The following is a 23,553-nucleotide window of genomic DNA, read 5'->3' as shown; positions in this document are numbered from 1 at the left end:
GCGATTCCACTGGAACTAGACGTTGGAGTGAACCTTGATCATCGTGACCGGAGCGACCGGACAGCTCGGGCGCCAGATCGTCGAGAGCCTGCTCACACGCGTGCCCACGGACCGGGTCGGCGTCAGCGTCCGCGACCCGCAGAAGGCCCAGGACCTCGCCGACCGGGGGGTGCGCGTGCGGCAAGGCAGCTTCAGTGACGGCACCGGCCTCGCGCACGCCTTCGAGGGCGCCTCCCAAGTGCTGATCGTCTCCGTCGACAAGATGGGCGAGGAGGCCGTGCGACAGCACCGCGCCGCAATAGAGGGGGCGGTCGCGGCGGGCGCCCGGCGCATCCTCTACACCAGCCACATGGGCGCGAGCCCCACGTCGCTTTTCGAGCCCTGCCGTGACCACGCCGCCACCGAGGAAGCCCTGCGGGCCTGCCGTGTGCCGTTCACCTCGCTGCGCAACGGCTTCTACGCCACGAGTGCGCTGCAGTTCCTGGGACATGGGTTGGAGTCCGGAGAAGTCGAACTCCCCGCGGACGGGCCGGTGAGCTGGACCGCGCACGCCGACCTCGCCGCGGCGGCGGCCGCCGTCCTGGCCGACGAGGGCCGCTTCGACGGCCCGACCCCGCCGCTCACCGCCGCACAGGCACTGACCTTCGACGACATCGCCGCCATCGCCACCGAAGTCGGCGGCCGCAGCATCAAAAGGACCACGACGTCTGATGACGCGTTCCGCGAGCAGCTCGTGGGCCACGGCGTTCCCGCCGGGACGGCCGACCAGTTGCTCGGCGTCTTCACCGCCGGCCGTGCCGGAGAATTCGCGACGGTCGACCCGACGCTCGCCACCCTGATCGGACGCGAACCCACCTCCCTGAGCACGGTGTTGCGCGAGCAGCTGCGCGGCAACTGAGCCACACGTCCGTGGCGGTCTTGCGAGCCGGGCATGCGACGTCAGGTTCAGTCGTGTGGGTGGGCCAAACGGTGACGGGCGGGGGCGTGGAGGTGAGGACGAGCCAGACGTGGTCGGCGCCCCCGTTCGGGCGCGATGCCCAGCGTGCCGCCGACGGCGCGTCCGGCGCTTTCGCGGGCCGGTGCGCCGCCGACGGAAGGGCCCAGATGCAGCCGTCAGCCGCCGCCAGGCCACGCGGCCAGCGCCAGCTCGGCCACCTGGGACAGCTCGGCCGCGTCGGCTCCGTCCCGTGCGCGCTGTGAAAGTCCCTGCACGATCGTGGCGAAGTAGGAAGCCAGGGCCGACTCATCGACCCCGGCCGGCAGCTCCCCTTCTTCCTTGGCCCGGCGCAGGCGCTCCTCGATGGCGGCGAGGCCCCCATTGCGCACGTCGCGCAGGAACTTGGCGATCTCCTCGTCCTGCACGGTGACGTTGGTGGCCGCACTGATGGCCAGGCAGCCCGCCGGGTGGGACGGATCCGCGTAGACCACCGCCGCCTCACGCAGGATCCGGGACACGGCGCCGCGAGCCGTCGGCTCCTCGGCCAGCGCACGCGCCGGGAAGGATCCCACCGGGGACCGCCCGTACACCTCGACGGCCTCCCTGAAGAGCGCCTTCTTGTCACCGAACGCCGCATAGAGACTGCCCGGGCGGATGCCCATCGCCTCCGTCAGCTCACCCAGCGAGGTCGCCTCGAAGCCGCGCTCCCAGAACAGTCGAATGGCCGCCTCCAGCGCCGCGTCCCGGTCGAACGTGCGCGGACGTCCTCGTGCCTTGCTCATGCCCGCCATTCTAGAGCGCTCGCTCAAAAACTCATGCTACGGTCCATTCTTGAGCAGTCACTCAACAAATAGCGGAAACCAAGGAGGCCTCACCCCGTGAACGGACATCTGGAGACGCGACCGGTCGGACAGACGGAGGGGCTTCCGGGCGGACAGTCGGAGAGGCGTCCGGGCGGACAGTCGGAGAGGCGTCCGGGCGGACAGCTCAACGCGCACCGGCACGACGAGGGGCACACCGTCGCCGGGTGGGCCGGCTTCGCCGTTGCCACCGGCGGGGCGATCGTCACCGGCCTCGGCATCTGCGGCTGGCACCCGGGGATCTGGCTGGGGATCTGCGTCCTGGTCTCGGCGGTGCCGGCCACATGGGGCCTGCACCTCGCGGGCTGGGGCAAGCCGCCGGGCCCGCGACCTTCGGACCTCAGGGGCCGGGACCGCGCCGCACGCAACGGGCACGCGGACTGCCTCGGGTGCCGACTGGCCGGGCGACGCGGGGTTCCGGCGCGTCCGGGCATCACCCCCGAACCCACCGCCACACCCGCGGAAGTGCCGTTCTCCGCCGACCTCTGACACGGAAGACGACCAGTGCGCAGCCGGCATGCATGAACCCACTTCTCACGACCGCTGGCATTATGCAGGCGAATACCTGCATAATCGGAGTGTGAGCCACGAAGCGACAGCGATGGACCAGGTCTTCAAAGCGCTGGCCGATCCCACCCGGCGCCGGCTGCTCGACCGCCTGCGCGAGCACAACGGCCAGACGTTGCGCGAGTTGTGCGACCGTCTGGACATGGCGCGCCAGTCGGCCACCCAGCATCTCGACATCCTGGAGCGGGCCGGCCTCGTGACCGTCGTCCGGCGCGGACGCGAACGGCTTCACTACCTCAATCCGACCCCGATCCACGAGATCGAGGAACGCTGGATCTCCGAGTTCGACAAGCCCCGTCTGCAAGCGATCAGCGCCATCAAGAACCAGGCAGAGGAGTACGCCATGACCAGCGGATCAGCATCCGTACCGTCCTACGTCTACGTCACCTACATCCGGGCCGGCGCGGAACAGGTGTGGCAGGCCCTGACGGACGCAGACCTGACGGCGCGCTACTGGGGACACGCCAACGTCTCCGACTGGCAGCCGGGCTCGGCCTGGGAGCACCGACGCGTCGACGGATCGGGGGCCGTCGACGTCGTCGGTCAGGTACTCAAGGCCGAGCCGCCGACGCGTCTGGTCATCACGTTCGAGGACACCCCGGACGCCCAGCCGCCCCGCGACCCGTCCGTCGTCACCTTCCTCGTCGAGCCGCACGAAGACATCGTCCGGCTCACCGTGACCCACGAGAACCTTCCCAACTCGGAGATGCTGAACGGCATTTCACAGGGATGGCCGGCCGTCCTCGCGAACCTCAAGTCACTGCTCGAGACCGGCGAGGTGCTCCCGCAGGCGCCGTGGAGCATGTCGAGCTCGCACGCCTGAAGCGGCAGGTACAACAGCCCCTTCCCCCCCCCAGCCACTCCGCGCAGGACTCAAGGAAGAAGACATGGTGGACACCATTTCCCTTCGGGACGCCTACCGCACGCTGCTGGACGCCGCCTCCACAGTGGCCGGCTCCGGGGACACGAGCCCCGTCCCGCCCACGGGCGAGTGGAACGCCGACCAGATCCTGGCCCATGTCGCCATCGTCAACGCCACCACCATCGCGACCGTCTCCGCCGCGTCCACGGGAGCACCCACGACGTACGACACCCGCACGGCGCACGACATCTGGACCATCGAGCACGTCATCGCCCTCGCCGGCGGCAACGCGGGGCTCCGGGAGCGTATCCGCCTCCAGGCAGACGCCCTCTGCGCCCTCGGCGGCCCGATGCTGAGCGAGACCGAACTCGACACACCGGTGCCCGCCTTGCTGCTGTCCCACGACAAGGTCCTGGTCAATCAGCCCCTCGCACTCAGGGACCTCATCACAGGCCTGACCGACGCGGAACTGCCTGGCCACACCCGACAGCTCCTGGCCCTGCTGCCGCAACCGGCGGCAGATGACTAGAGGTTGGAAGAGACCCCGGCTCTCAACGCGCCCGCACCACATCCAGTTCCGCCACCGCCGCGAACCGGTTCTGGTCGCCGTGTTCGCTCAGCGCCCGCAGGGCGACGTGGCGCGCGGTGACCGGGGCCACCGGGACGACGTACTCGGTGCGGTCGTTCGGGAAGGTGCCGGCGAGTGGCCCGGCGCGCGCCGATGATTTTGCGCGGGCGCCGCAGTCATCCAGTCGGTGATAGCGGTGATCCGCGGTCGAGTAGCCGTATCGGCCACCGACCGAACAACCGGAGGACCGGATCACCACCAGCCGGCCGGTACGAAACACACCAGGAGACCTTGAGATGCGCACTCTGATCAGCACCGCCTTCGTCTCGCTCGACGGCGTCGTCGAGGCCCCGGGTGGCGAGCCCGGCTACCGGAACTCCGGGTGGACCTTCAACGACGTCGAATTCCTCCCGGAGGCGTTCGAGATCAAGGGCCGCGAGCAGCAGGAGGCCGCCGCCATGATGATGGGCCGCGTCAGCTACGAGGCGTTCAGCCCCGTCTGGCCCGGCATGGAGGAATTCGCCCAGTACAAGGCCATGCCCAAGTACGTGGTCTCCACCACCCTCACCGAGGACGAGCTCGTCGCGGACTGGGGCGAGACCACGATCCTGCGCTCCCTCGACGAGGTCGCCGCGCTCAAGGAGACCGAGGGCGGGCCGATCATCATCCACGGCAGCGCCGCCCTCAACCGGAGCCTCTCCGACGCCGGCCTCATCGATCGCTACCACCTGCTCGTCTTCCCGCTGCTGCTCGGTGCGGGCAAGCGGCTGTTCAGCGACACGGACAAGGACACCCAGAAGCTCAAGCTCGTCGAGTCGGAGGCGTACGCCAACGGTCTGCAGAAGCAGGTGTTCGACGTCGTCCGCTGACGTCGCGGGAAGGCACGGGACGCCCACTCCCATCAGGGCCTCCAACTGTGGCCCCCGATTGAGGCCTCCGATCAGGGCCCTTGCTTCAAGCGCGCTTGAGGGTTCTGGTGTGGTCTGCATGACGGTGGTCGCGGGCGCCCCGTGAAAGCCGCGCCCGCGACGTCCCCGCCCCTCGACATGTGCGTGGCCGTGGGACCTGACCATCCGGGCCCCGACGTGAACGCCATCAGCGGAATGAGCCGTCTCCTCGAAACGCCGCGGCCACGCATATCACGCTGAGCCCTGACGAGCCGGCCGTGACACCACCGCGTGAAGTGGCCCCGGCATCCTTGTTCACGCGGCCCGCGGCGGCCAGTTCTTGATGGTCTTGGGGCGGGGCGCCGCGTACGTGCGTACCTTCGAGGTGGAGAGGCCGAGGCGGACGAGGGACTCGGCGATGGTGACAGCCGCCGCGACTCCGTCCACGACGGGGACACCGGTGCGCTTGACGACTCGCTCCGTGAGGCCGGCCATGCCGCCGCAACCGAGGCAGATCACCTCGGCCTTGTCGCGTTCGACAGCCTGGGCCGCCTGTTCCAGGATGGCCTCGACGGCGGCTTCCTCGTCGCTCTCCAGGTCCAGTACGGCCATTCCGCTGGCCCGCACCGATGCGCAGCGGTCCGAGAGGCCGGCGAGCTTGAGCCGGTCCTCGATGAGCGGCACGGTCCGGTCGAGTGTGGTGACCACGGAGTAGCGGTGGCCGAGGAACTGCGCGGTGCTCGCGGCGGCTTCCGTGATGTCGACGACCGGGACGTCGAGGAGTTCCTGGAGCCCCTCCCGCCCGTGCTCGCCGTACCCGGCCTGGATGACGGCGTCGAAGGGGTGCGGGTAGGAGCGGACCGCCTCCATCACGGCGACGGCCGCGAGGTAGCTCTCGTAGTTGCCCTCCACCGACTCCGCGCCGAACGGCGGAGTGAGGGGGACGATCTCCGTCCCCGGTGAGGCGACGGCGGCGGCCTGGGCGCCGATGCTCTCGGTCATCGAGGCGGTCGTGTTGACGTTGACGACGAGGATGCGCATTTCTGGGCTTTCTTTGCCGGGTCCGGCCTGGGCCGGAGTTGATACGAGGGTGGTGCGGAGCAATCAGGCGGCGTCGACCGCGATGGCCTCACCGTCGACATCCCGGGTCGCCTTCTTGCGGTCGGCGAGGACCAGGTAGACGACGGCGGAGAGGATCGCGCCGATGAACCAGGAGAACCCGGAGACGGACTTGAAGGCGGGGAGCAGCGCGATGACGACGGCGACGGCCGCGGCGGGCGCGAAGGCGGCGATGGCCTTCATGTGGAACCCGCGCTGGTAGAAGTAGTCGCCCTGCTGGTCGTCGGTGTAGAGGTCGGGGACGTTCACGCGGGTTTTGCGGACCAGCCAGTAGTCCGCCATGACGACGCCGAAGATGGGGCCGAGCAGTGCTCCGAGGCCGCCGAGGAAGTAGTTCACCACGGTCGGGTTGTCGTAGAGGTTCCACGGCAGGATGACCAGGCCGATGACAGCGCTCACCACGCCGCTGCGGCGGAAGTTGAGCGTGCGCGGGAACAGGTTGACGAGGGCGTAGATCGGCGCCACGAAGTTCGCCATGAGGTTCACCGCGATCGTCAGCGTGATGAACGCGAGTGACGCCGCCGCCATAAGGAAGGTGTTGGGTATCGAGCGCACGATGTCCTCGGGCCCGGTGATGACCTCGCCGTTCAGCTTGAACTGGGCCCCGCTGAGCACGACCACGATGCCGGCGAAGAACAGCATGTTGACCGGGATGCCGACGAGGTTGCCGCGCACGATCGCCCGGCGGCTCTTGGCGGAGCGTGTGAAGTCGCAGAAGTTGAGCACGAAGGTGCCGTAGATGACGACCCAGAGGGCGGCGCTCTCGAAGATCTGGCGCCACATGTCGAGGCCGTGCGGCGCGTGCCCGGTCGACATGGAGATGGAGCCGTCGGCGCGGATGAACATCCAGATCGCCAGGGCGGACATCGTGATGAGGATCGTCGGTGCCGCGAACGCCATGTACTTGCGGATGAGTTCCATGCCGTAGCTGACGATGACGACCTGAACGACCCACAGGGTCAGGAACGTCGCCCAGCCCAGGGTGGAGAGTCCGAGGATCGAGTTCTCGTCGAGGGAGCGCAGCCCAGGGAAGAGCACCTTGACGAGCGCGCCCAGCACGGACGCCGCCAGGTACGTCTGGATGCCGAACCACGCGATGGCCACGACACCACGGACGATGGCCGGGATCTGCGCTCCCTTGACGCCGAAGGCGATGCGGCTCATGACGGGGAACGGGACCCCCGTCTTGTTGCCCATGTATCCCGAGAGGGTCAGGAGCAGGAAGAGCAGCGCTGACGCGACCGCGAAGGCGACCAGGATGTTCCAGACGCTCATCCCCAGGGCGAACAGGCCTATCGCGAAAGCGTAGTTACCGAGGCTGTGCACGTCGTTGCCCCAGAGGGTGAAGAGGCTGTAGGCGCCCCAGCGGCGCCCTTCCTTCTTCGTGGGGGCGAGGTCGGGGCTGTACAGCCCGGGGCTCGTCCGGGGTTCCCCGTCGACCGCAGCGGTGGGTGGCTTCTCGTGCACGGCGGCCATGACACTCTCCCGGCATTTCCGTATTGCGGAATGACTTTTCCTTGTTTCGGAACGGGAGATTACGGGGGGTGGCAGGGGCGGTCAATAGGTCGCTGCCCAGAATTTATGCGACACCGCGCAACACCCTGCCGTGACAACTCTCACGCAGTGAAGATTGCGTGAGCAAATTGTTTACGGGCGGCACCGACCTCTCGGCCCGCCCGCCGCCGCCTCACGCACCCACGAGCGGCGATTCTGCATACCAATGAAGCAGTCAGACCCACTCGACGAGCGTGACCTTTACGTTGAGCCGTGTTTTGGTATACAAAACGTGCATGCAAGCCCCTCCACCGTCACCCAGCACCCCCCAGGAGCAGCTCCCGGATCCCCGCCGCTGGTGGGCGCTGTGCGTCCTCGGTCTGGCCCAGCTGATGATCCTGCTGGACAGCACCATCGTGAACGTGGCCCTGCCGTCCATGCAGACGGAGTTGGGCATGGCGGACGGTGACCGCCCCTGGGTCGTCACCTCTTACACGGTCGCGTTCGGCGGGCTGCTGCTGCTCGCCGGCCGCATCGCCGACCACGCGGGGCGCAAGCGCGTCTTCGCCTCGGGTCTGCTCGGTTTCGCGGTCGCCTCCGCGGCGGCGGGAGCGGCCCCCACGGCGCAGGCCCTGTTCGCCGCCCGTGCCGTGCAGGGCGCCTTCGCCGCACTTCTGGCCGCCTCGGCCCTCGCCTTGGTGGCCACGACCTTCACCGATCTGCGCGAGCGCCGGAAGGCCATCGCCGTCTTCGGTGCCCTCGGCGGCGCCGGAGCCTCCCTCGGCGTCGTCCTGGGCGGGCTGCTCACGCAGTGGTTCGGCTGGCGCTGGTGCCTGCTGGTCAACGTGCCCATCGCCCTCCTCGCACTGCTCGGCACGCTGTGGACTCCGCGCGATCGCGCCCAACGCCTCACCGGCCGTATCGACATCGCGGGTGCGGTGCTCGGGTGCGGCGGCCTGACGGCGCTGGTGTACGCGTGCAGCCAGGCCGAGGCTCAGGGGTGGACGTCCCCCGTTGTGCTCGGCGTACTGCTCGCCGGGGCCGTCCTGCTGACGGCGTTCGCCTGGTGGCAGACCCGGGCCGCCGCCCCGCTCCTGCCTCCGCGGCTGATGCGCGACCGCCGCCGCGTCGCCTCACTGCTGGCCGGTGGCACACTGATGGCAGGCCAGCTGTCCGTCTCGCTGTATCTCACGTACTACCTGCAGACGGTGCTGGACTGGTCCGCGCTGGCCAGCGGCCTGGGCTTCCTGCCCATCAGCCTCGTCACCACCGCGACCGCCACCCAGCTCGGCACACGCCTCCTGCCCAGGTTCGGCCCGCGCGTGATGATGACGGCCGGTCTGTGCATCTCGGCGTGCGGACTGTTCCAGCTCACGCTCCTGGACCCGGATTCCACCTACGCCGCGAACGTCCTGCCCGCACTGATCACTTTCAGTGTCGGCATGGGCGGCAGTTTCCTGGCCATCATGACCGGCGCCACCTCGGACGTGCCCGCACAGGACTCCGGCATCGCCTCGGCGACAGTCAACTCCGCGCAGCAGATGGGCGGCTCCATCGGATCGGCCGTGTTCAACACGGTGGCCGCGAGCGCGGCCGCGGCCTTCCACGGAAGCCGGCGGGCCGCCACCCTGCACGGCTTCACCTCGGCCATCTGGATCCCCCTCGTCCTGCTCCTGCTGGCAGCGGTCGCGACGGCCACGCTGGCCGGCCGCCAATCTACCCGCGTATATGCTCGCGCAAATACTTCTTCTGGTAATCCGAGCGAAGCAAAACATGGGCAGGAAAGCGGAAGTCGCGGCGCTTGACGAGGCGATATCGATGAAGCGCGGAGGGTGTGGTCCGACTCCCCCATCGGACAGCCGGACCACACCGTCCGTAAACAATGCATTCCTGCCGCGGGCCTCATAGAGCATTCCCGCGGCAAGAAGATCCTTCCTGAAGAGGCTTCCGCGGCCTCGGCTCAGGCGAAGACGATCCCCTCCGGCACATCGGCCCGGATCTCTGTGCCCACCCGGCGCTCCAGCAGGTCGTCGATCCGTTCGAGCGGTCCTATGAGTGCGCGTCCGCCGGCCTTCGCGACCCGCACAGCGGCATCGACCTTCGGCTTCATGGACCCCTCGGCGAAGGCCAGTTCGGCGATCGCTTCCGGGGATGCCGTCAGGATGTCCCGCTGCTCGGGAGTCCCCCAGTTCTCACTGACGTAGTCGCCGTCCGTGAGCATCACCAGCATGTCCGCCTTGAGTTCGGCCGCGAGTGCCGCGCTGGCGAGGTCCTTGTCCACCACGGCCTGCATGCCGGTCTGGCGGTCCTTGCCGTCGATCTTCACGGGTACGCCTCCGCCGCCGACGCACACGACGAGCCGGCCGTTCTCCAGGAGCATCCGCACGAGCGGTGCCTGGACGATGCGCCGCGGGGCGGGGGACGGCACCACGCGCCGGAACGCCGCACCGTCGCGCGCGATCGTCCACCGGTACTCGGCCGCCGCCTCCGCGGCGTCCTGCGCGGAGTACTGGGGACCGATCAGCTTCGTCGGGCGCTCGAAGGCCGGGTCCGCCTCGTCGACCTCGGTGGTCGTGACGATCGCCGCCACCTCGCGCTCCCCGGCGAGAGCGTTGGAGAGCTCCTGCTGGATGACGTAACCGATCATGCCCTGCGTCTCCGCGCCGAGGATGTCCAGCGGGTACGCCGCCACATCCTGGTAGGCGAGGTTCTGCAGAGCCAGAAGACCCACCTGGGGTCCGTTCCCGTGAGTGATCACGAGCTCGTGCTGACGGGCGAGGCCGGCGAGCGCCTCGCAGGTGGACCTGACGTTCGCCCGCAGATGGTCGGCCGTCATCGGCTCCCCCCGACGGGCCAGCGCGTTGCCACCGAGAGCCACGACGATGCGCATGGATTCCCTCCACAGACTTGTTCGCTTCCCCATTGTCAAATGGTATACCAGTGAGCGAATGTTGAAGGGAACCCATCACGCCCGACGGGCACGGTGAGGGCGAGGAGGGTGCAGTGACATCTCTGTGTACAGCCACCGAGCTGCGCGCCATGTCCGGCGACGCCGCACTGATCGCGTACCTGCGCGCGCTCCGCGGGCAGGGCGTCGTCGAAAGCGTCTTCCAGCGGACTGTCAACGTACTGACGCCTGGTGAGAAGCTCGTCGCCCTCGCCGCCCGAGGCGGCGGCAACGCTCCACGGACCCTCGTCGCCGATGTGGACAGCTGGTCGGACAGCGGTATCTCGGCGGGTCGGACCGTGGAGTTCGCGCCGGGTGTCATCACCATTCGCACGGCGGGCGCACACCTGCGGGTGCATACGAAGGGTGCAGATGAATGGCATCCCATCCTGCCGTCGTTTACGGCGCTCGACCCGGGCGACCTCGCGGCCGCCGCCTCGGCGCTCGACCGGCTGATACAGGCGCACGGCTCACGCGGCGGCATGCTCGGCCCGACTCCCACCGCATCGTCGATGGAGGCAGCCGTCACCCGGGCACTCGCCGACGGGCGCGACACCCTCGTACGCGCGATCAAGTCCGCGGACGACGCCGGCATGCGCCGCGGCGTCCTGTCACTTCTCGGACTCGGCCCGGGGCTGACGCCCGCGGGCGACGACTTCCTGACCGCCCTGGCCCTGTTGTCCTCGCTCCACGGCAGCGGGCTCGGCCCGTTCGGGCGGGCGCTTCAGGACATCCTGCTCGAACACCCCGGCCGCACCACTCGGTTGAGCGTCACCACGCTCGACGAGGCCCTGGCGGGACGGGCCCGCGCCTCACTGCTCGACGTCCTGCACGCGCTGGCCCACCCCTCCGGGTGGCACGCGGCGCGGGCAACCGAATCCATCCGCACCCCGGTCCGACACGTGCTGGCCATCGGCCACACGTCCGGCACCGACATCTTGTCCGGTCTCGTGACCGGGCTTCGCCTGGAGAAAGAACTGCGAGGTTCGCTGTGAGCATCACAGCAGTCGTCAAGAAGAACACCTACTTCGACTCGGTGTCCCTGATGTCCATCTCGACCCGGGCGAACCAACTGCCCGGCGTGGAGCAGGCGTTCGTCGCCATGGGAACCGAGATGAACAAGGGCGTGCTGAGCAACCTCGGCCTCCTCACACCGGATCTCGGCGCCGCGGGCACCGGGGATCTCATGATCGTCGTGGAGGCGGGCGAGGAAGCCGACCACGCAGCGCTCCTGGCGGAGGTCGAGGAACTCCTCGTGCAGAAGGCGCCCAGCGCGAGCGGCGGTGCGGACAAGGTCACGTACCGGACGGTCGACAGCGCCGCGCGCGCCGTCCCCGAGGCGAACCTCGCGATCGTCGCGGTCAACGGCGCGTACGCGGGCCGGGAAGCCCGCAAGGCGCTGGAGAACGGCCTGCACGTGATGGTCTTCAGCGACAACGTCCCGATCGAGGAAGAGGTTCGCCTCAAACAACTGGCGCACAGCAAGGGCCTGTTCATGATGGGGCCCGACTGCGGCACCGCGATCATCAACAATGTCGCGCTGTGCTTCGGGAACGCCGTGCGGCCCGGCACCGTCGGCGTCGTCGCGGCATCCGGCACCGGCGCGCAGGAGGTCAGTGTCCGTATCCACGCGCTGGGCGCGGGCATCTCGCAACTCATCGGCACGGGGGGCCGCGATCTCAGTGAGCAGGTCGGCGGCATCATGATGATCGACGGGATCCGGGCGCTGGCCGACGATCCCGGGACCAGCGTGATCGTCCTCGTGTCCAAGCCGCCTGCGCCCGCGGTGCAGGACAAGGTGCTGGCCGAGATCGCGGGCGCGGGCAAGCCCGTGGTCGTCTACTTCGTCGGCGGATCCGAGGAGGCCGTGACCGCGGCCGGCGGACACTTCGCCGCGAGCACCCAGGACGCGGCGCTCCAGGCCGTCCGCCTCGGGGTCGACGCCCACGCGGCCGTCGACGAACTTGCCGCCAAGCAGGTGGACGAGGTCTGCGCCCGGCTCGCACCTGAACAGCGTTACGTGCGTGGCCTGTTCTGCGGCGGAACCCTGTGCGACGAGTCGATGTACGCGCTGCTCGAAGTCAGCGACAACGTGTGGAGCAACATCCAGAAGGACCCCGGGCGGCGCCTGACGGCCGGCAGTCCCAGCGTCGGGCACACCTTCCTCGACTTCGGCGACGACGACTTCACCAACGGCCGCCCGCACCCGATGATCGACCCGTCGCTGCGCCTGGCGCGCCTTGTCCAGGAGGCCGAGGACCCCCAAGTAGCCGTCATCCTCATGGACTTCGTCCTCGGATTCGGCGCCCACGAGGACCCGGTCGGGGTCACGCTCCCCGCCATCGCGCAGGCCAGGAAGACCGCCTCCGACGCGGGCCGTCACCTGGAGATCGTGGGCTACGTCCTGGGCACCGACCTCGACACCCCGGCCCTCGCCGAGCAGGTCGCGGCCCTGGAAGCCGCCGGAGTCACCGTCACCCGCAGCAGCACCGAGACGGGCCACTTCGCCCGTGAGACCGCCCGGAAGGCACACCGCGCATGAGCACTCAGGCCACCAGCCTCTTCACCAGCGACCTCAGCGTCGTCAACGTCGGACTGGCCATGTTCGACCGGGACCTCACCGCCCAGGGCGCACAGGTCACGACCCTCGACTGGACTCCGCCCGGCGGCGGCAGCCCCGAGGTCCTCGCGGCACTCGACGCGCTGGAGGACCCGCGCGTCGCGGAGCGGACCGATGCGGCCAATGCCGAAGCCGTCGACCGCATCGTCGGCGCACGGCCGATGCTGGTCGGCTTCGGCCGGGCCATCGACGTGGTGCCCGGGATGACCCCGACGACGATCCTGCACGCCGGACCGCCGATCACCTGGGACCGCATGGCGGGCGCCATGAAGGGGGCCGTCACCGGCGCCCTCGTGTTCGAGGGCCTGGCGCGCGACCTCGACGAGGCCGAACGGCTCGCGGCATCCGGCGAGATCACCTTCTCGCCCTGCCACGAACACGACTGCGTCGGCTCGATGGCCGGTGTCACGTCCGCGTCGATGTACATGCACATCGTCCGCAACGAGACCCATGGCAACACCGCCTTCACCAACCTCTCCGAGCAGATGGCGAAGATCCTTCGCATGGGGGCGAACGACGAGAGCGTCATCGAGCGCCTCGTCTGGATGCGGGACGTCCTCGGCCCCATGCTCAAGGAGGCCATGGAGATCGGCGGCCCCGTGGACCTGCGCCTCCTGCTCTCCCAGGCGCTGCACATGGGCGACGAGTGCCACAACCGCAACATCGCGGGCACCCTGCTCCTCACGCAGGCACTCACTCCCGCCCTGCTGCAGACGAGCTTCACCACCGAGCAGAAGAAGGAGGTCTTCGACTTCGTCGCCAGTTCGGACTACTTCTCCGGGCCCACGTGGCTCGCCATGGCCAAGGCCGCCATGGACGCCGCCCATGGCATCGAGGGTTCGACGATCGTGACGACGATGGCCCGTAACGGCGTCGAGTTCGGCCTCCGCGTCAGCGGCCTGCCCGGGAACCAGTGGCTCACGGGCCCGGCCCAGCCGGTCATCGGGCCGATGTTCGCCGGATTCAAGCCCGAGGACGCCGGTCTGGACATCGGCGACAGCGCGATCAGTGAGACGTACGGCTTCGGCGGGTTCGCCATGGCGACCGCACCCGCCATCGTCGCGCTCGTCGGCGGAACCGTGCAAGAGGCCGTCGCCTTCACCCGGGACATGGGCGAGATCACGACGACGCAGAACCCGAACGTCACCATCCCCGCCCTGGGTTTCGAGGGCATCCCCACCGGCATCGACGTCCGCAAGGTCCTGGCCACCGGGATCCTGCCGGTCATCAACACCGCGATCGCCCACAAGGAAGCGGGCATCGGGATGATCGGCGCCGGGATCACGCACCCGCCCGCCGCAGTCTTCGAGCAGGCCGCCAGAGCTCTCGCCCGCACGGTCGCCTGACGGCGCGCCGGCCAATCCACGGAGACCCACCATGAACAGACGCGATCCCGCCCCGGCGGAAACGGCCCACGCGGGCCTCGAGCTGGACCCGGAGTACGAGCACACACCCGTCCCGACGGAGAGCCGCAAGTCCCTTCTCACCGTGTCGGCCGTGTGGTTCGGGTTCCCGATGATCCTGACCAACGCCGTCCCCGGCGGCATCGTCGTCGCGCTCATGGGCTTCTGGCGCGGTCTGGCCGCGATCGTCGCCGCGAACCTCGTGATGCTGGTCTACGTCGGTCTGCTCAGTCACCGGGCGGGCAGCACCGGCGAGAGCTTCTCGCTCCAGGCGACCAAGACGTTCGGGAGGGTCGGCTACGTCGTCGCGTCCGGTTTCCTCGCGACGGTCGTCGTCGGGTGGTTCGCCTTCAACACCGGCGCGACGGGGGCCACCCTGCACCAGGCGTTCGGCTGGCACGAACAACTCGTCGCCGCCGTCGCCGGGGTCGCCTTCGTCGCGATCACGTTCCTCGGCATCCGCGCCCTGTCCTGGCTGGGCGCGGTCGCCGCCCCGCTGTTCATCCTCGTCGGCCTGATAGCCCTGGTGATCGTCTCCAGGGACCACGACCTCGCGACCGTCCTCGACTACAAGGGCGTCGGTGGGAGCAGCGCCCTCACCTTCGGCGCCGCCGTCTCCCTCATCATGGCGACGTTCGCGGACTCCGGAACGATGACGGCCGACTTCACCCGCTGGTCAAAGAACGGCAGGCAGGCCGTCATCGCGACGGCCACCGCGTTCCCCGTGGCGAGTCTCGTCGCCCAGATCACCGGTGGCATCGTCGTGGCGGCCGGCGCCGTGGCCTCGGCGGGCACGGTCGGCGGCAACTTCCTCCCGATCCTCACCGGCGGTCACGCGGTGGCCCTCGACGTACTGGCCGCGGTGTTCGTCTTCGTCAACCTCGGCTCCGTCTGCAGCCACTGCCTCTACAACGGCGCGCTCAGCTGGTCGCATCTGACCCGTACGAGGATGCGCGTGATGACGATCGTCCTGGGGGCCGTCGGCACGGTCGCCGCGCTGGCCGGTGTGTGGGACCACTTCCTCGACTGGCTGGTCGTCCTCAGCGTGTTCGTCCCACCACTCGGCGGCGTACTGATCGCCGACCAGGTGCTGCTGCGCCGCCGGCTCGACGGGCGGGCCGAGGCGGCAGTACGTCCCACGGCGTTCGCCGCGTGGGCGGCCGGGGCGGCCGCCGGGGGGCTCGTGCACTGGTACGCGCCGCAGTTCTCCGACGCGGTCACCGGCCTGCTCGTCGCCCTGATCGCCTACGCCGTACTGGAGGGAATGCCCGTACGAAGCCGGGGCGCATGATGGCGGACGCGGGTGTACGGCTACTGCTCCGGGGTGCGCCTGCGGTGGGCGGCGGCCTCGCTGCGGCCGGTCGCCAGGTGCTTGAGGGCCAGCTCCTCGACGCGCGGCACGTCCCGTGCCTCGATTGCCTCGTACAGCTCCTCGTGCTCCTTGGCGACGCCGGAGATGTCGTCGTGCTGGCCGAGCAGCCATCGCATGCGGCTGCTCAGGGTGCGGCCGAGCTCGTTCAGGAGCTCGTTGTCGGCGAGCGCTGTCACCGTCTCGTGGAAGTCGGCCGCGGCCCGCCGCGCCGGTACGGCATCGCCCTTGGCCGCCGCCCTCAGTTCGGCGTCCAGGTCCGCCCGCAGCCGCGCGAGTCCCGCGCGGGTGCGCCGCTGGGCGGCGAGACGGAACGCCAGCATCTCCAGGGCGGCCTTGACCTCGTCGAGGTCCTCGACGTCGGAGGCGGTGAACTCACGAACCACCGCCCAGCTCCGCGGGCGCGGGGTGACAAGACCCTCGTTCACCAGGTCCTTGAGGGCGTCACGGACGGGCAGGCGGCTCACCCCCAGCTCGGCCGCCAGTTCCCGCTCCACGAGCTTGCTGCCCGGCGCCCGCACACCGTCGAGAATCTGATCCCGCAGCGTGCGCGTGACCCGCTCCGACTCGGGTTCAAAAGTGTCATCCCCTGCCATGACCACTATTCTCGCACCGAGTCGCAGGTCATTGGGCCGTACCCCACCCTCGGCAGGAGGCACAGGACAGGAGTCCGGGCCACGGTCAGCCGGCCGGGGCATCGGAGCCGGTCTCCTGCTGGTCGAGGATGGCCACCGCGATGGCCGCCGCGGCGCCTGCGTCCCCGTCCTCGACGGCCCGGTGCAGGTCCTCGTGCGACGTGTCGTTGCCGCTGAGAGTGTGCTTCATGCACTGGTCGGCCTTGACGCTGTCGCGCAGGGCGTCGCTCATGCCCCGGTAGAGATTCTGCAGCACGGGGTTGCGGGAGGCCTCGGCGATGCGGAGGTGGAAGTCGACGTCGGCATCCGCGAAGGCGTCCACGTCGGCGTTCCGGCTCGCGTCGGCCCGGTCGTCAAGGGCCTTGCGCATCTGCTGGAGATCGTCCGCCGTGCGTCTCGTCGCGGCGAGCCGGGCGGCGACGATGTCCAGGCCGCGGCGTACGTCGATGATGTCCTGGGCGGCGGCGCGGTCGAGCTGGCGGCGCAGCGCGACCTCGGCCTCGTCGGTGGCCGTCACGAAGGTCCCGTTGCCCTGACGGGTCATCAGCAGTCCCGAGTGCACCAGGACGCGCACGGCCTCGCGCACCGACAGGCGGCTGACGCCCAGCGTCTCGGCGAGCCGGCTCTCGGACGGGATCTTGTCGCCGAGCTGCCAGGCGCCCGTCGCGATCTCCTGTCGCAGCGCGGCGATCACGGTGTCGACGAGCGACGGAGCCCGTTCCACGTTTTTCATCCCAACCCCTTCTCTAGTCATCTGATGACCTGATAACTCTAACGGTCGGTTCGTCTCCAACGAAGGAGTAATGCCGTCATGACGCACATCTTGTTCACAGCAATACGTGTGGACGGCGGGCAGCCCCGCGACGTTCTGGTCGCCGACGGGCGCATCGCCGCCATCACCCCTCCCGCTCTGCCTGAAGAGTACGAAGTCGTCGACGGCGGCGGCGCCTTGGCCCTGCCCTCGCCGGTCGACGCGCATATCCATCCCGACAAGACCACCTGGGGCCAGACCTGGCTCAGCCGTACTCCCGCGTCGAGCCTGCGGGACCTGATCGACGGCGATGTGGCCGCGCGAGCCGGCATGCCGGCGCCGGTCGAGGAGCGCGCCGGTGCGCTCATGGACCGCGCCATCACCCGCGGCACCCGCGCGATGCGTGCGCATGTCGATGTCGCGCCCGTCCACGGGCTGTCCAATGTGCACGGCGTCCGTGCCGCCGCGGCCTCGCGCGCCGACCTGCTCGATGTGCAGGTGGTGGCCTTCCCTCAGCTCGGCCTGCTCACCGAGCCGGGAACGGCCGAGCTTCTCGAGAAGGCCCTGTCCGAGGGCGCCGACGTGCTCGGCGGACTGGATCCGGTGGGCGTGGACGGGGACCTGCACGGGCAGTTGGACGTCCTGTTCGGCCTGTCCGAGAGGGCGGCCGTCCCGCTGGACATCCACCTGCACGACGGCGGTCCGTCCGGTATCGAGCAGGTCACCGAGATCGCCCGCCGTACGGTGACGCACGGCATGCAGGGACGCGTCACGGTCAGCCACGCCTTCTGCGTCGCCGACCTCGCCGGCGACGAGCTGACGCGGGTCGGCGAGATCCTTGCCGAGGCGGGCGTGTCCCTCACGACGTGCGCCCTCGGAGCCGACCCCGTCGTCCCCTTCGGTCCGCTGACCGAGCGAGGGGTGCTGGTCGCGGCGGGCTCCGACGGCGTACGGGACCCATGGACCCCGTTCGGCGACGGCGACATGATCACGCGGGCTCATCTCCTCGCGTACCGCACCGACGCCCGCACGGACGCCGAACTCGCCGCGTGCTACGCCGTCGTGGCCCACGGAGGCGCCGCGCTCCTGGGCCTGGAGCGGACGGAGCTGCGCGTCGGTGACCCCGCCGACTTCGTCCTGCTTCCCGGCGACTCGGTGGCGCAGGTCGTCGTGGACCGGCCCGTCCCGAGCCTCGTCGTCCGCGCGGGCCGTGTGATCGCCCGTGACGGACAGCTGGTCGACGGCGGGCAGCAGCGCGCCGCGGGCGACCGACTTGTCGAGAGGGCCTCCCGATGATGCGCCGCGCTCTCCCCGTGGTCGGGCTCGTCCTGACGCTCGCCGCCTGCACCTCCGGAGCTCGACAACCGCAGCAGGGCGCCGCCCCGGCGAAGCTCGACCTCAAGACCACCACCCCCGCCGCCGCCAAGGGGCTCGGCAAGGTGACGTGGAACCTCCCCTACGAGCCGCAGACCCTGGACCCGATCCGCTCCTTCAACTACGCGGAGAACACCGCCCTCGCCAACATGTGCGAGAGCCTGCTGCGGCTGACCCCGGACTTCAAGATCAAGCCGGGCCTGGCCGTCAAGGCCGCCAACCCGACCCCCACCACCTGGGTGTACACGATCCGCGAGGGCGTGACGTTCTGGAACGGCGATCCGCTGACCGCCGACGATGTCGCGGCCAGCCTGCAACGGCACCTCGACCCGAAGCTCGGCACCTGGTGGGGCGACTACTTCAACACCGTCAAGTCGGTCCGTGCCACCGGCTCCATGCAGGTCACGGTCACGCTCAAGCAGCCCGACGCCCTGTTCAACCAGGCGATGGCCACCGGCGCCGGCGCCGTCGTGCAGAAGAAGTTCCTCGACAAGGCCGGCAAGTCGCTCGGCTCGCCGTCCAGCGGCGTGATGTGCACCGGGCCGTTCAAGTTCCATGACTGGAAGTCGGGCGACTCGATGACGCTCACCCGCAACGACCACTACTGGGACAAGGCGCTCAAGGCCAAGTCCGAGTCCCTGGTCCTGCGGTTCATCGCCGACGAGACGACCGCCGTCAATGCCCTGCGCTCCGGCGAGGTCGACGGACAGTACTTCTATCTGCCGCCCGCGGGTCTCGGTCAGCTCCAGAAGTCCACCACCGGCTCGGTGACCCTGGGCCGTTCCCTCACCTTCTGGGCGCTGCTCGGCTCGGCGAAGTCCGGCCCCTACGCCGACCCGAGGGTGCGCCAGGCCCTGTCGCTCGCGCTGGACCGCGCGGCGATCTCCAAGGTCGTCTTCCAGGGCACGGCTTCCCCCCAGCGAGCGCTGACGGGCAGCGACTACTGGGGCTACGAGCGCAAGACGTATCAGAAGGCCTACGAGGCCCTGCCGCCCGAGACCACCGATCTCGCGAAGGCCAAGGAGCTTCTCGTCCAGGCGGGCTCACCCACGAAGCCCATCGTGATCGGCGTCCAGGGCAGTTCGGCCGTGCACGAGCAGACCGCCAACCTGCTGAAGGCCACCGGCGAAGCGCTCGGCCTCGACATCGAGATCAGGGTCGTCCCGGTCGAGCAGTACGGCAACCTCTACAGCGACCCCAAGGCGCGCAAGGGCATCGACGCCTTCCTCAGCACCTGGTACGGCAACGTGCCCGATCCGCTGGACATCTACACCGTGTTCCGCAACGGCGGGCGGACGAACTTCAGCGACTACAAGGCAGTTGACGACGCCATCGCCAAGGCGCGGGCCGAGGGGGATCCGGCAGCACGGGCGTCGCTCGTCACCGGGATCCAGGAGAAGGTGACCCGCGACGTCGTGTGGATGCCGCTCAACAACCTGCCCGTGATCCTCTACATGAACAAGCGGGTCACCGGCGCCGTGCCGTCCTTCCCCTACCTGTACTACCCGTGGGCCGCAGGGCTGGGGGCCAGATGATCACCTACCTGCTACGGAAGTTGATCGCGCTGGCCGTGGTCCTGGTCGTCGCCTCGTTCCTCGTCTACGGACTGCTCTACCTCGTGCCCGGTGGCCCCATGGCGTTCCTGCTCGGCAACCGCAGCGGCACGCCCGAGCAGATCGCCGCCATCCGGGCCCAGTACCGGCTCGACGACCCCTTCCTGGTCCGCTACGCGGCGTGGCTCGGCGACGCCGTGCGCGGCGACTTCGGCAGCTCCCTGGTGTACCGGCAACACGTCTCGGGCCTGATGGCCTCACGGGCGGCGACCACCGCGTTCCTGGTCGGCTACTCCACCGTCCTGATCGTCGTGGTCGGTGTGGCGGGCGGTGTGCTGGCCGGGCTGCGCCGGGGCCGGGTGGACGCCGTCATCAGCGCGGTCTCCTCTGCGTTCCTCGCCACTCCGACGTTCGTGATCGGTGTGCTCCTCGTGATCGTGTTCGCCCTGGGCCTCGGCTGGTTCCCGGTGTTCGGGCCGGGGGAAGGCCTGTTCGGCCGGCTGTATCACCTGACGCTCCCGGCGATCACCCTCAGCCTCGGCAGCGCCGCCTTCCTCGCCCGCATCACCCGCGCCTCGGTCCGCGAGGAGCTGGGGCGGGAGCATGTGGAGACAGCCCGGAGCCGGGGCATCGCCGAAGCAGTCGTCATCCGCCGGCACGTGCTGCGCAATGCGTCGATCCCGGTGATCACCGTCACGGGTCTGACCGTGGCCGGCCTCATAGCCGGCTCGGTCGTGGTGGAGAACGTGTTCGCCCTCGACGGCCTCGGCTCCCTGTTCATACGGGCGATCCTGCAGCGCGACTTCGCGGTCGTACAGGCCGTCGTCCTCGTTCTCGTCGCCGCCTTCGTCCTCATCAACCTCGTGGTGGACCTGTGCTACAAAGCCCTAGACCCGCGGATGTCCCGATGACCGCCGTGGCCACCCGCGTCCGCGGGACACTCGGCAGGTTCGGCCCGTCCCGTGCGGTGCGCGCGATCGGCGTGCCCGGCGTCGCGGCGGCGGCACTGCTCGCCGTGGTACTGACGGTCACGCTGCTGGCGCCGATCCTTGCTCCCTACGATCCCGACCAGCCGGACCTGTTCAACTCGCTGGGCGGGTCCTCGGCCGCCCACCCGCTGGGCGGTGACGCCCTCGGCCGGGACGTGCTGTCACGGCTGATGTGGGGCGCCCGTACGACGTTGAGCGGGCCCGTCCTCATCATCTGCCTGTCGACCGTCGTCGGCACCGCGCTGGCGGTCACCGCGGCGTGGGCGGGCGGCAAGGTGGACGCGGTCGTCTCGCGCCTGCTGGACGTGCTGTTCGCGGTCCCGGGCATCGTCTTCGCCCTGATCACCGTGGCCGTACTCGGCCCCGGCGTCACCGGCGTCGTCCTCGGCCTCGCCGTCGCCTACACCCCGTACGTGGCGCGCGTGGTGCGCAGTGCGGCGCTACGGGAGCGCAACATGCCCTATGTGGCGGCGGCCTGGGTTCAGGGCCGGTCCGCGACCGCCATCTGCGTACGGCACCTGCTGCCCAATCTGCGCCCGATCATCGTCGCCCAGTCGGTGTCCGCCCTGGGCTTCGCGGTCATCGACCTCGCGGCGATCTCCTTCCTGGGGCTCGGTGTGCAGCCGCCGACAGCCGACTGGGGGCTCATGGTCAAGAGCGGACTGGACAGCGCGACGCGCGGACAGCCGCTGGAGGCGTTGGGTGCGGGCCTGTTGATCGTGCTGGTGGTCGCCGCGGTGATCGTGCTCGGCGACCGCCTCGGCAAGGAAGGTGACCAGCGGTGAATCTCCTGAAGCGCGAGAGGGATCAGCCGGAGAAGAGTCAGACGGAGAAGGGGCTGTCCGGGGGCGATCTGCTCGATCTGCGAGGGCTTGGACTCGCGGTCCCGGCCGGCCGGGACTGGCGGCCCCTCGTCGAAGAGGTCGACTTGTCGATCAGCCGGGGTGAAGCCGTGGGCCTGGTCGGCGAGTCCGGTTCGGGCAAGTCCATGACGGCACGGACGATCCTCGGGCTGACACCACCGGGAGCGCGCGTCACCGGTGACATCGTCTTCGACGGGATCCGGGTGACCGGCATGGAGCGGCGGGCGCTGCGCGGTCTGCGGGCCCGGCGCATCGCGATGGTCTTCCAGGATCCGCGGGCCCACATCAATCCGGTGCGCAGCATCGGCGACTTCCTCACCGAAGCCATGATCGCCAACCTGGGCGTGCCCGCCGCCGAGGCGAAGGCGCGGGCGGTGCGGCTCCTGTCGGACGTCGGCATCACGGACGGCGAGCGCCGGATGCGCCAGTATCCGCACGAGCTGTCCGGCGGGCTTCTGCAACGCGTCATGATCGCGTCGGTCCTTGCCGTCGAGCCCGATCTGGTGCTGGCGGACGAGCCGACCACGGCCCTGGACGTCACCACGCAGTCCGAGGTCATGGCCATCCTCGACGAGCTGCGGCGGGAGCGCGGCATGGCCATGCTGCTGATCACCCACGACCTGGAGCTGGCGGCGGCCACCTGCGACCGGCTGGCCGTGATGTACGCGGGCCGGATCGTGGAGACCCAGGTCGCCGGCGCGCTGACGGCCACGCCCCGGCACCCGTACACCTCCGGGCTGATGCTCTCGCGGCCGAGCATCGACCAGGTCGTCCACCGGCTGCCGGTCATCCCCGGCAGGCCGCTGGCCGCCTTCGAGGCGGACGACGGCTGCGCGTTCGCCCCGCGCTGTGCGCATGCGCGGCCGTACTGCGCGGACGGGCGACCGGCCGTGGTGGAACTGGAGGGGGCGCGCGTGGCGTGCATGCGGGCCGGCGAACTCACCTTGCAGGGAGAGTCATGAGCGACTTCGTGATCGAGGCGGCGGGTCTGCGCAAGGAGTTCGGGCAGGCGGTCGCCGTCGACGACGTGTCCTTCACGCTGTCGCGCGGCCAGTCGCTGGCAGTGGTCGGCGAGTCCGGCTCCGGCAAGACGACGGTCGCGCGGATGCTGGTCGGCCTGGAGACGCCGTCCGGCGGATCGATCAGCGTGTGCGGCCGGCCGCGTCGCGGCGGGCGGGTGTCATCGGCGGAACGCCGCAGGCGCGCCCGGGAGATCCAGATCGTGTTCCAGGACCCCTACTCGTCGCTCGACAAGCTGCAGCGGATCGGCGACGTCGTGGAGACCAGCCTCGCCCTGCACTTCCCGCTGACTCCCGCCGAACGGCGCAGGCGGGCCCTGGAGTTGCTCGAAGCGGTCGGACTGGCCGAGCGGCACGCGTCCATGCTCCCCCGCCAGCTCTCCGGCGGGCAGCGGCAGCGCGTCGCCATCGCCCGCGCCATCGCCGTCGAGCCGGAGGTCCTCGTACTGGACGAGGCGGTGGCGGCGCTCGATGTGTCCATCCAGGCGCAGATCCTCAATCTGCTCGCCGACATCCGCGAACGCAGCGGCATCAGCTACGTGTTCATCTCGCACGACCTCGCCGTGGTCCACCAGATCAGCGACATCGCCGTCGTGATGTCCGGCGGTCGGATCGTCGAGCGCGGAGACACCCGCGACCTGCTGCGCGACCCCCAGGAGGAGTACACCCAGGCACTGCGCGCGGCGGTCCCGCGCCCGGGCTGGAAGCCGACTCGGAGGCAATCGGCCTGAGCGTC

At 69.7% G+C, this 23,553-nt stretch carries 22 protein-coding genes and 1 pseudogene; 16 read left to right on the top strand and 7 right to left on the bottom strand.

Translation table 11 applies throughout. The annotated features are described in order from the left end of the window. Nucleotides 1-34: 34 nt before the first annotated feature. A complete protein-coding gene (locus ACWFR4_RS20035; RefSeq protein ID WP_453653685.1) occupies nt 35-898 on the top strand; it encodes an NmrA family NAD(P)-binding protein in 864 nt (287 codons plus the stop codon). A 215-nt stretch (nt 899-1,113) separates the two neighbouring features. Here ACWFR4_RS20035 and ACWFR4_RS20030 read toward each other — a convergent pair whose 3' ends face one another. Further along, nucleotides 1,114-1,728 (bottom strand): TetR/AcrR family transcriptional regulator, encoded by a 615-nt coding sequence (locus ACWFR4_RS20030; RefSeq protein WP_453653743.1) that lies wholly within the window; start codon nt 1,726-1,728, stop codon nt 1,114-1,116. Between the two features lie 210 nt (nt 1,729-1,938). Between ACWFR4_RS20030 and ACWFR4_RS20025 the strand changes: the two are divergent. From ACWFR4_RS20025 to ACWFR4_RS20015, 3 genes and pseudogenes are all read left to right on the top strand, one after another. Continuing rightward, nucleotides 1,939-2,286: pseudogene (locus ACWFR4_RS20025) on the top strand (HGxxPAAW family protein); the annotation flags it as partial. Nucleotides 2,287-2,398: 112 nt separating this feature from the next. Continuing rightward, nucleotides 2,399-3,187: an ArsR/SmtB family transcription factor gene (locus ACWFR4_RS20020; protein ID WP_453653741.1), complete on the top strand. Its 789-nt coding sequence runs from the start codon at nt 2,399-2,401 to the stop codon at nt 3,185-3,187. A gap of 64 nt (nt 3,188-3,251) precedes the next feature. Next, nucleotides 3,252-3,755 carry a hypothetical protein gene (locus ACWFR4_RS20015; RefSeq protein ID WP_453468987.1) on the top strand — a complete coding sequence of 168 codons (504 nt, stop codon included), beginning with the start codon at nt 3,252-3,254 and terminating at the stop codon, nt 3,753-3,755. Between the two features lie 22 nt (nt 3,756-3,777). Here ACWFR4_RS20015 and ACWFR4_RS20010 read toward each other — a convergent pair whose 3' ends face one another. Then, nucleotides 3,778-4,074, bottom strand: coding sequence for a hypothetical protein (locus ACWFR4_RS20010; protein WP_453653683.1), 297 nt, complete (start codon nt 4,072-4,074; stop codon nt 3,778-3,780). A gap of 16 nt (nt 4,075-4,090) precedes the next feature. Here ACWFR4_RS20010 and ACWFR4_RS20005 point away from each other — a divergent pair, with 16 nt between their 5' ends. Beyond that, complete coding sequence (locus ACWFR4_RS20005) at nt 4,091-4,663, top strand: dihydrofolate reductase family protein (protein WP_453468988.1); 573 nt, start codon at nt 4,091-4,093, stop codon at nt 4,661-4,663. 333 nt (nt 4,664-4,996) lie between these two features. On the opposite strand, the gene ACWFR4_RS20000 is transcribed toward ACWFR4_RS20005, so the two are convergent. Both ACWFR4_RS20000 and ACWFR4_RS19995 read right to left on the bottom strand, forming a co-directional pair. Next, nucleotides 4,997-5,722, bottom strand: coding sequence for an aspartate/glutamate racemase family protein (locus tag ACWFR4_RS20000; protein WP_453653681.1), 726 nt, complete (start codon nt 5,720-5,722; stop codon nt 4,997-4,999). Between the two features lie 63 nt (nt 5,723-5,785). Next, nucleotides 5,786-7,276, bottom strand: coding sequence for an NCS1 family nucleobase:cation symporter-1 (locus ACWFR4_RS19995; RefSeq protein WP_453468990.1), 1,491 nt, complete (start codon nt 7,274-7,276; stop codon nt 5,786-5,788). A 314-nt stretch (nt 7,277-7,590) separates the two neighbouring features. Here ACWFR4_RS19995 and ACWFR4_RS19990 point away from each other — a divergent pair, with 314 nt between their 5' ends. Continuing rightward, complete coding sequence (locus ACWFR4_RS19990; protein WP_453653679.1) at nt 7,591-9,099, top strand: MFS transporter; 1,509 nt, start codon at nt 7,591-7,593, stop codon at nt 9,097-9,099. A 155-nt stretch (nt 9,100-9,254) separates the two neighbouring features. Here ACWFR4_RS19990 and arcC read toward each other — a convergent pair whose 3' ends face one another. Beyond that, nucleotides 9,255-10,184: a carbamate kinase gene (arcC, locus tag ACWFR4_RS19985; protein WP_453469326.1), complete on the bottom strand. Its 930-nt coding sequence runs from the start codon at nt 10,182-10,184 to the stop codon at nt 9,255-9,257. A gap of 113 nt (nt 10,185-10,297) precedes the next feature. Here arcC and ACWFR4_RS19980 point away from each other — a divergent pair, with 113 nt between their 5' ends. The 4 genes from ACWFR4_RS19980 to ACWFR4_RS19965 are packed head-to-tail and all read left to right on the top strand — an operon-like array spanning nt 10,298 to nt 15,555. Further along, a complete protein-coding gene (locus ACWFR4_RS19980; protein WP_453653677.1) occupies nt 10,298-11,236 on the top strand; it encodes an oxamate carbamoyltransferase subunit AllH family protein in 939 nt (312 codons plus the stop codon). Next, a complete protein-coding gene (fdrA, locus tag ACWFR4_RS19975; protein ID WP_453653675.1) occupies nt 11,233-12,783 on the top strand; it encodes an acyl-CoA synthetase FdrA in 1,551 nt (516 codons plus the stop codon). The genes ACWFR4_RS19980 and fdrA overlap by 4 nt, the downstream gene beginning before the upstream one ends. Next, nucleotides 12,780-14,207, top strand: coding sequence for an oxamate carbamoyltransferase subunit AllG family protein (locus ACWFR4_RS19970; protein WP_453469408.1), 1,428 nt, complete (start codon nt 12,780-12,782; stop codon nt 14,205-14,207). The genes fdrA and ACWFR4_RS19970 overlap by 4 nt, the downstream gene beginning before the upstream one ends. Nucleotides 14,208-14,238: 31 nt before the next feature. Next, complete coding sequence (locus ACWFR4_RS19965; protein ID WP_453653673.1) at nt 14,239-15,555, top strand: cytosine permease; 1,317 nt, start codon at nt 14,239-14,241, stop codon at nt 15,553-15,555. Between the two features lie 20 nt (nt 15,556-15,575). On the opposite strand, the gene ACWFR4_RS19960 is transcribed toward ACWFR4_RS19965, so the two are convergent. Further along, nucleotides 15,576-16,229, bottom strand: coding sequence for a GntR family transcriptional regulator (locus ACWFR4_RS19960; protein ID WP_116504812.1), 654 nt, complete (start codon nt 16,227-16,229; stop codon nt 15,576-15,578). A gap of 85 nt (nt 16,230-16,314) precedes the next feature. Further along, nucleotides 16,315-17,001, bottom strand: a complete 687-nt coding sequence (locus ACWFR4_RS19955; protein ID WP_453469310.1) for a FadR/GntR family transcriptional regulator — start codon at nt 16,999-17,001, stop codon at nt 16,315-16,317. A 78-nt stretch (nt 17,002-17,079) separates the two neighbouring features. Here ACWFR4_RS19955 and ACWFR4_RS19950 point away from each other — a divergent pair, with 78 nt between their 5' ends. The 6 genes from ACWFR4_RS19950 to ACWFR4_RS19925 are packed head-to-tail and all read left to right on the top strand — an operon-like array spanning nt 17,080 to nt 23,548. Further along, nucleotides 17,080-18,315: an amidohydrolase family protein gene (locus ACWFR4_RS19950; RefSeq protein WP_453653671.1), complete on the top strand. Its 1,236-nt coding sequence runs from the start codon at nt 17,080-17,082 to the stop codon at nt 18,313-18,315. Further along, nucleotides 18,312-19,928 carry an ABC transporter substrate-binding protein gene (locus ACWFR4_RS19945; protein ID WP_453653669.1) on the top strand — a complete coding sequence of 539 codons (1,617 nt, stop codon included), beginning with the start codon at nt 18,312-18,314 and terminating at the stop codon, nt 19,926-19,928. The genes ACWFR4_RS19950 and ACWFR4_RS19945 overlap by 4 nt, the downstream gene beginning before the upstream one ends. Further along, a complete protein-coding gene (locus tag ACWFR4_RS19940) occupies nt 19,925-20,857 on the top strand; it encodes an ABC transporter permease (RefSeq protein WP_453653667.1) in 933 nt (310 codons plus the stop codon). Before ACWFR4_RS19945 ends, ACWFR4_RS19940 begins: the two co-directional genes overlap by 4 nt. Then, nucleotides 20,854-21,720, top strand: coding sequence for an ABC transporter permease (locus ACWFR4_RS19935; protein WP_453469074.1), 867 nt, complete (start codon nt 20,854-20,856; stop codon nt 21,718-21,720). Before ACWFR4_RS19940 ends, ACWFR4_RS19935 begins: the two co-directional genes overlap by 4 nt. After that, nucleotides 21,717-22,760, top strand: a complete 1,044-nt coding sequence (locus tag ACWFR4_RS19930; protein WP_453653665.1) for an ABC transporter ATP-binding protein — start codon at nt 21,717-21,719, stop codon at nt 22,758-22,760. The genes ACWFR4_RS19935 and ACWFR4_RS19930 overlap by 4 nt, the downstream gene beginning before the upstream one ends. Continuing rightward, entirely contained in the window at nt 22,757-23,548 is a 792-nt protein-coding gene (locus ACWFR4_RS19925) for an ABC transporter ATP-binding protein (protein WP_453653663.1), read from the top strand. Before ACWFR4_RS19930 ends, ACWFR4_RS19925 begins: the two co-directional genes overlap by 4 nt. The last annotated feature ends 5 nt before the right edge of the window (nt 23,549-23,553 follow it).

The organism is Streptomyces sp. NPDC055140, assembly GCF_053607285.1.
The sequence above is the reverse complement of the archived record's forward strand: the minus strand, read 5'-3'. Positions and strand labels throughout refer to the sequence as shown.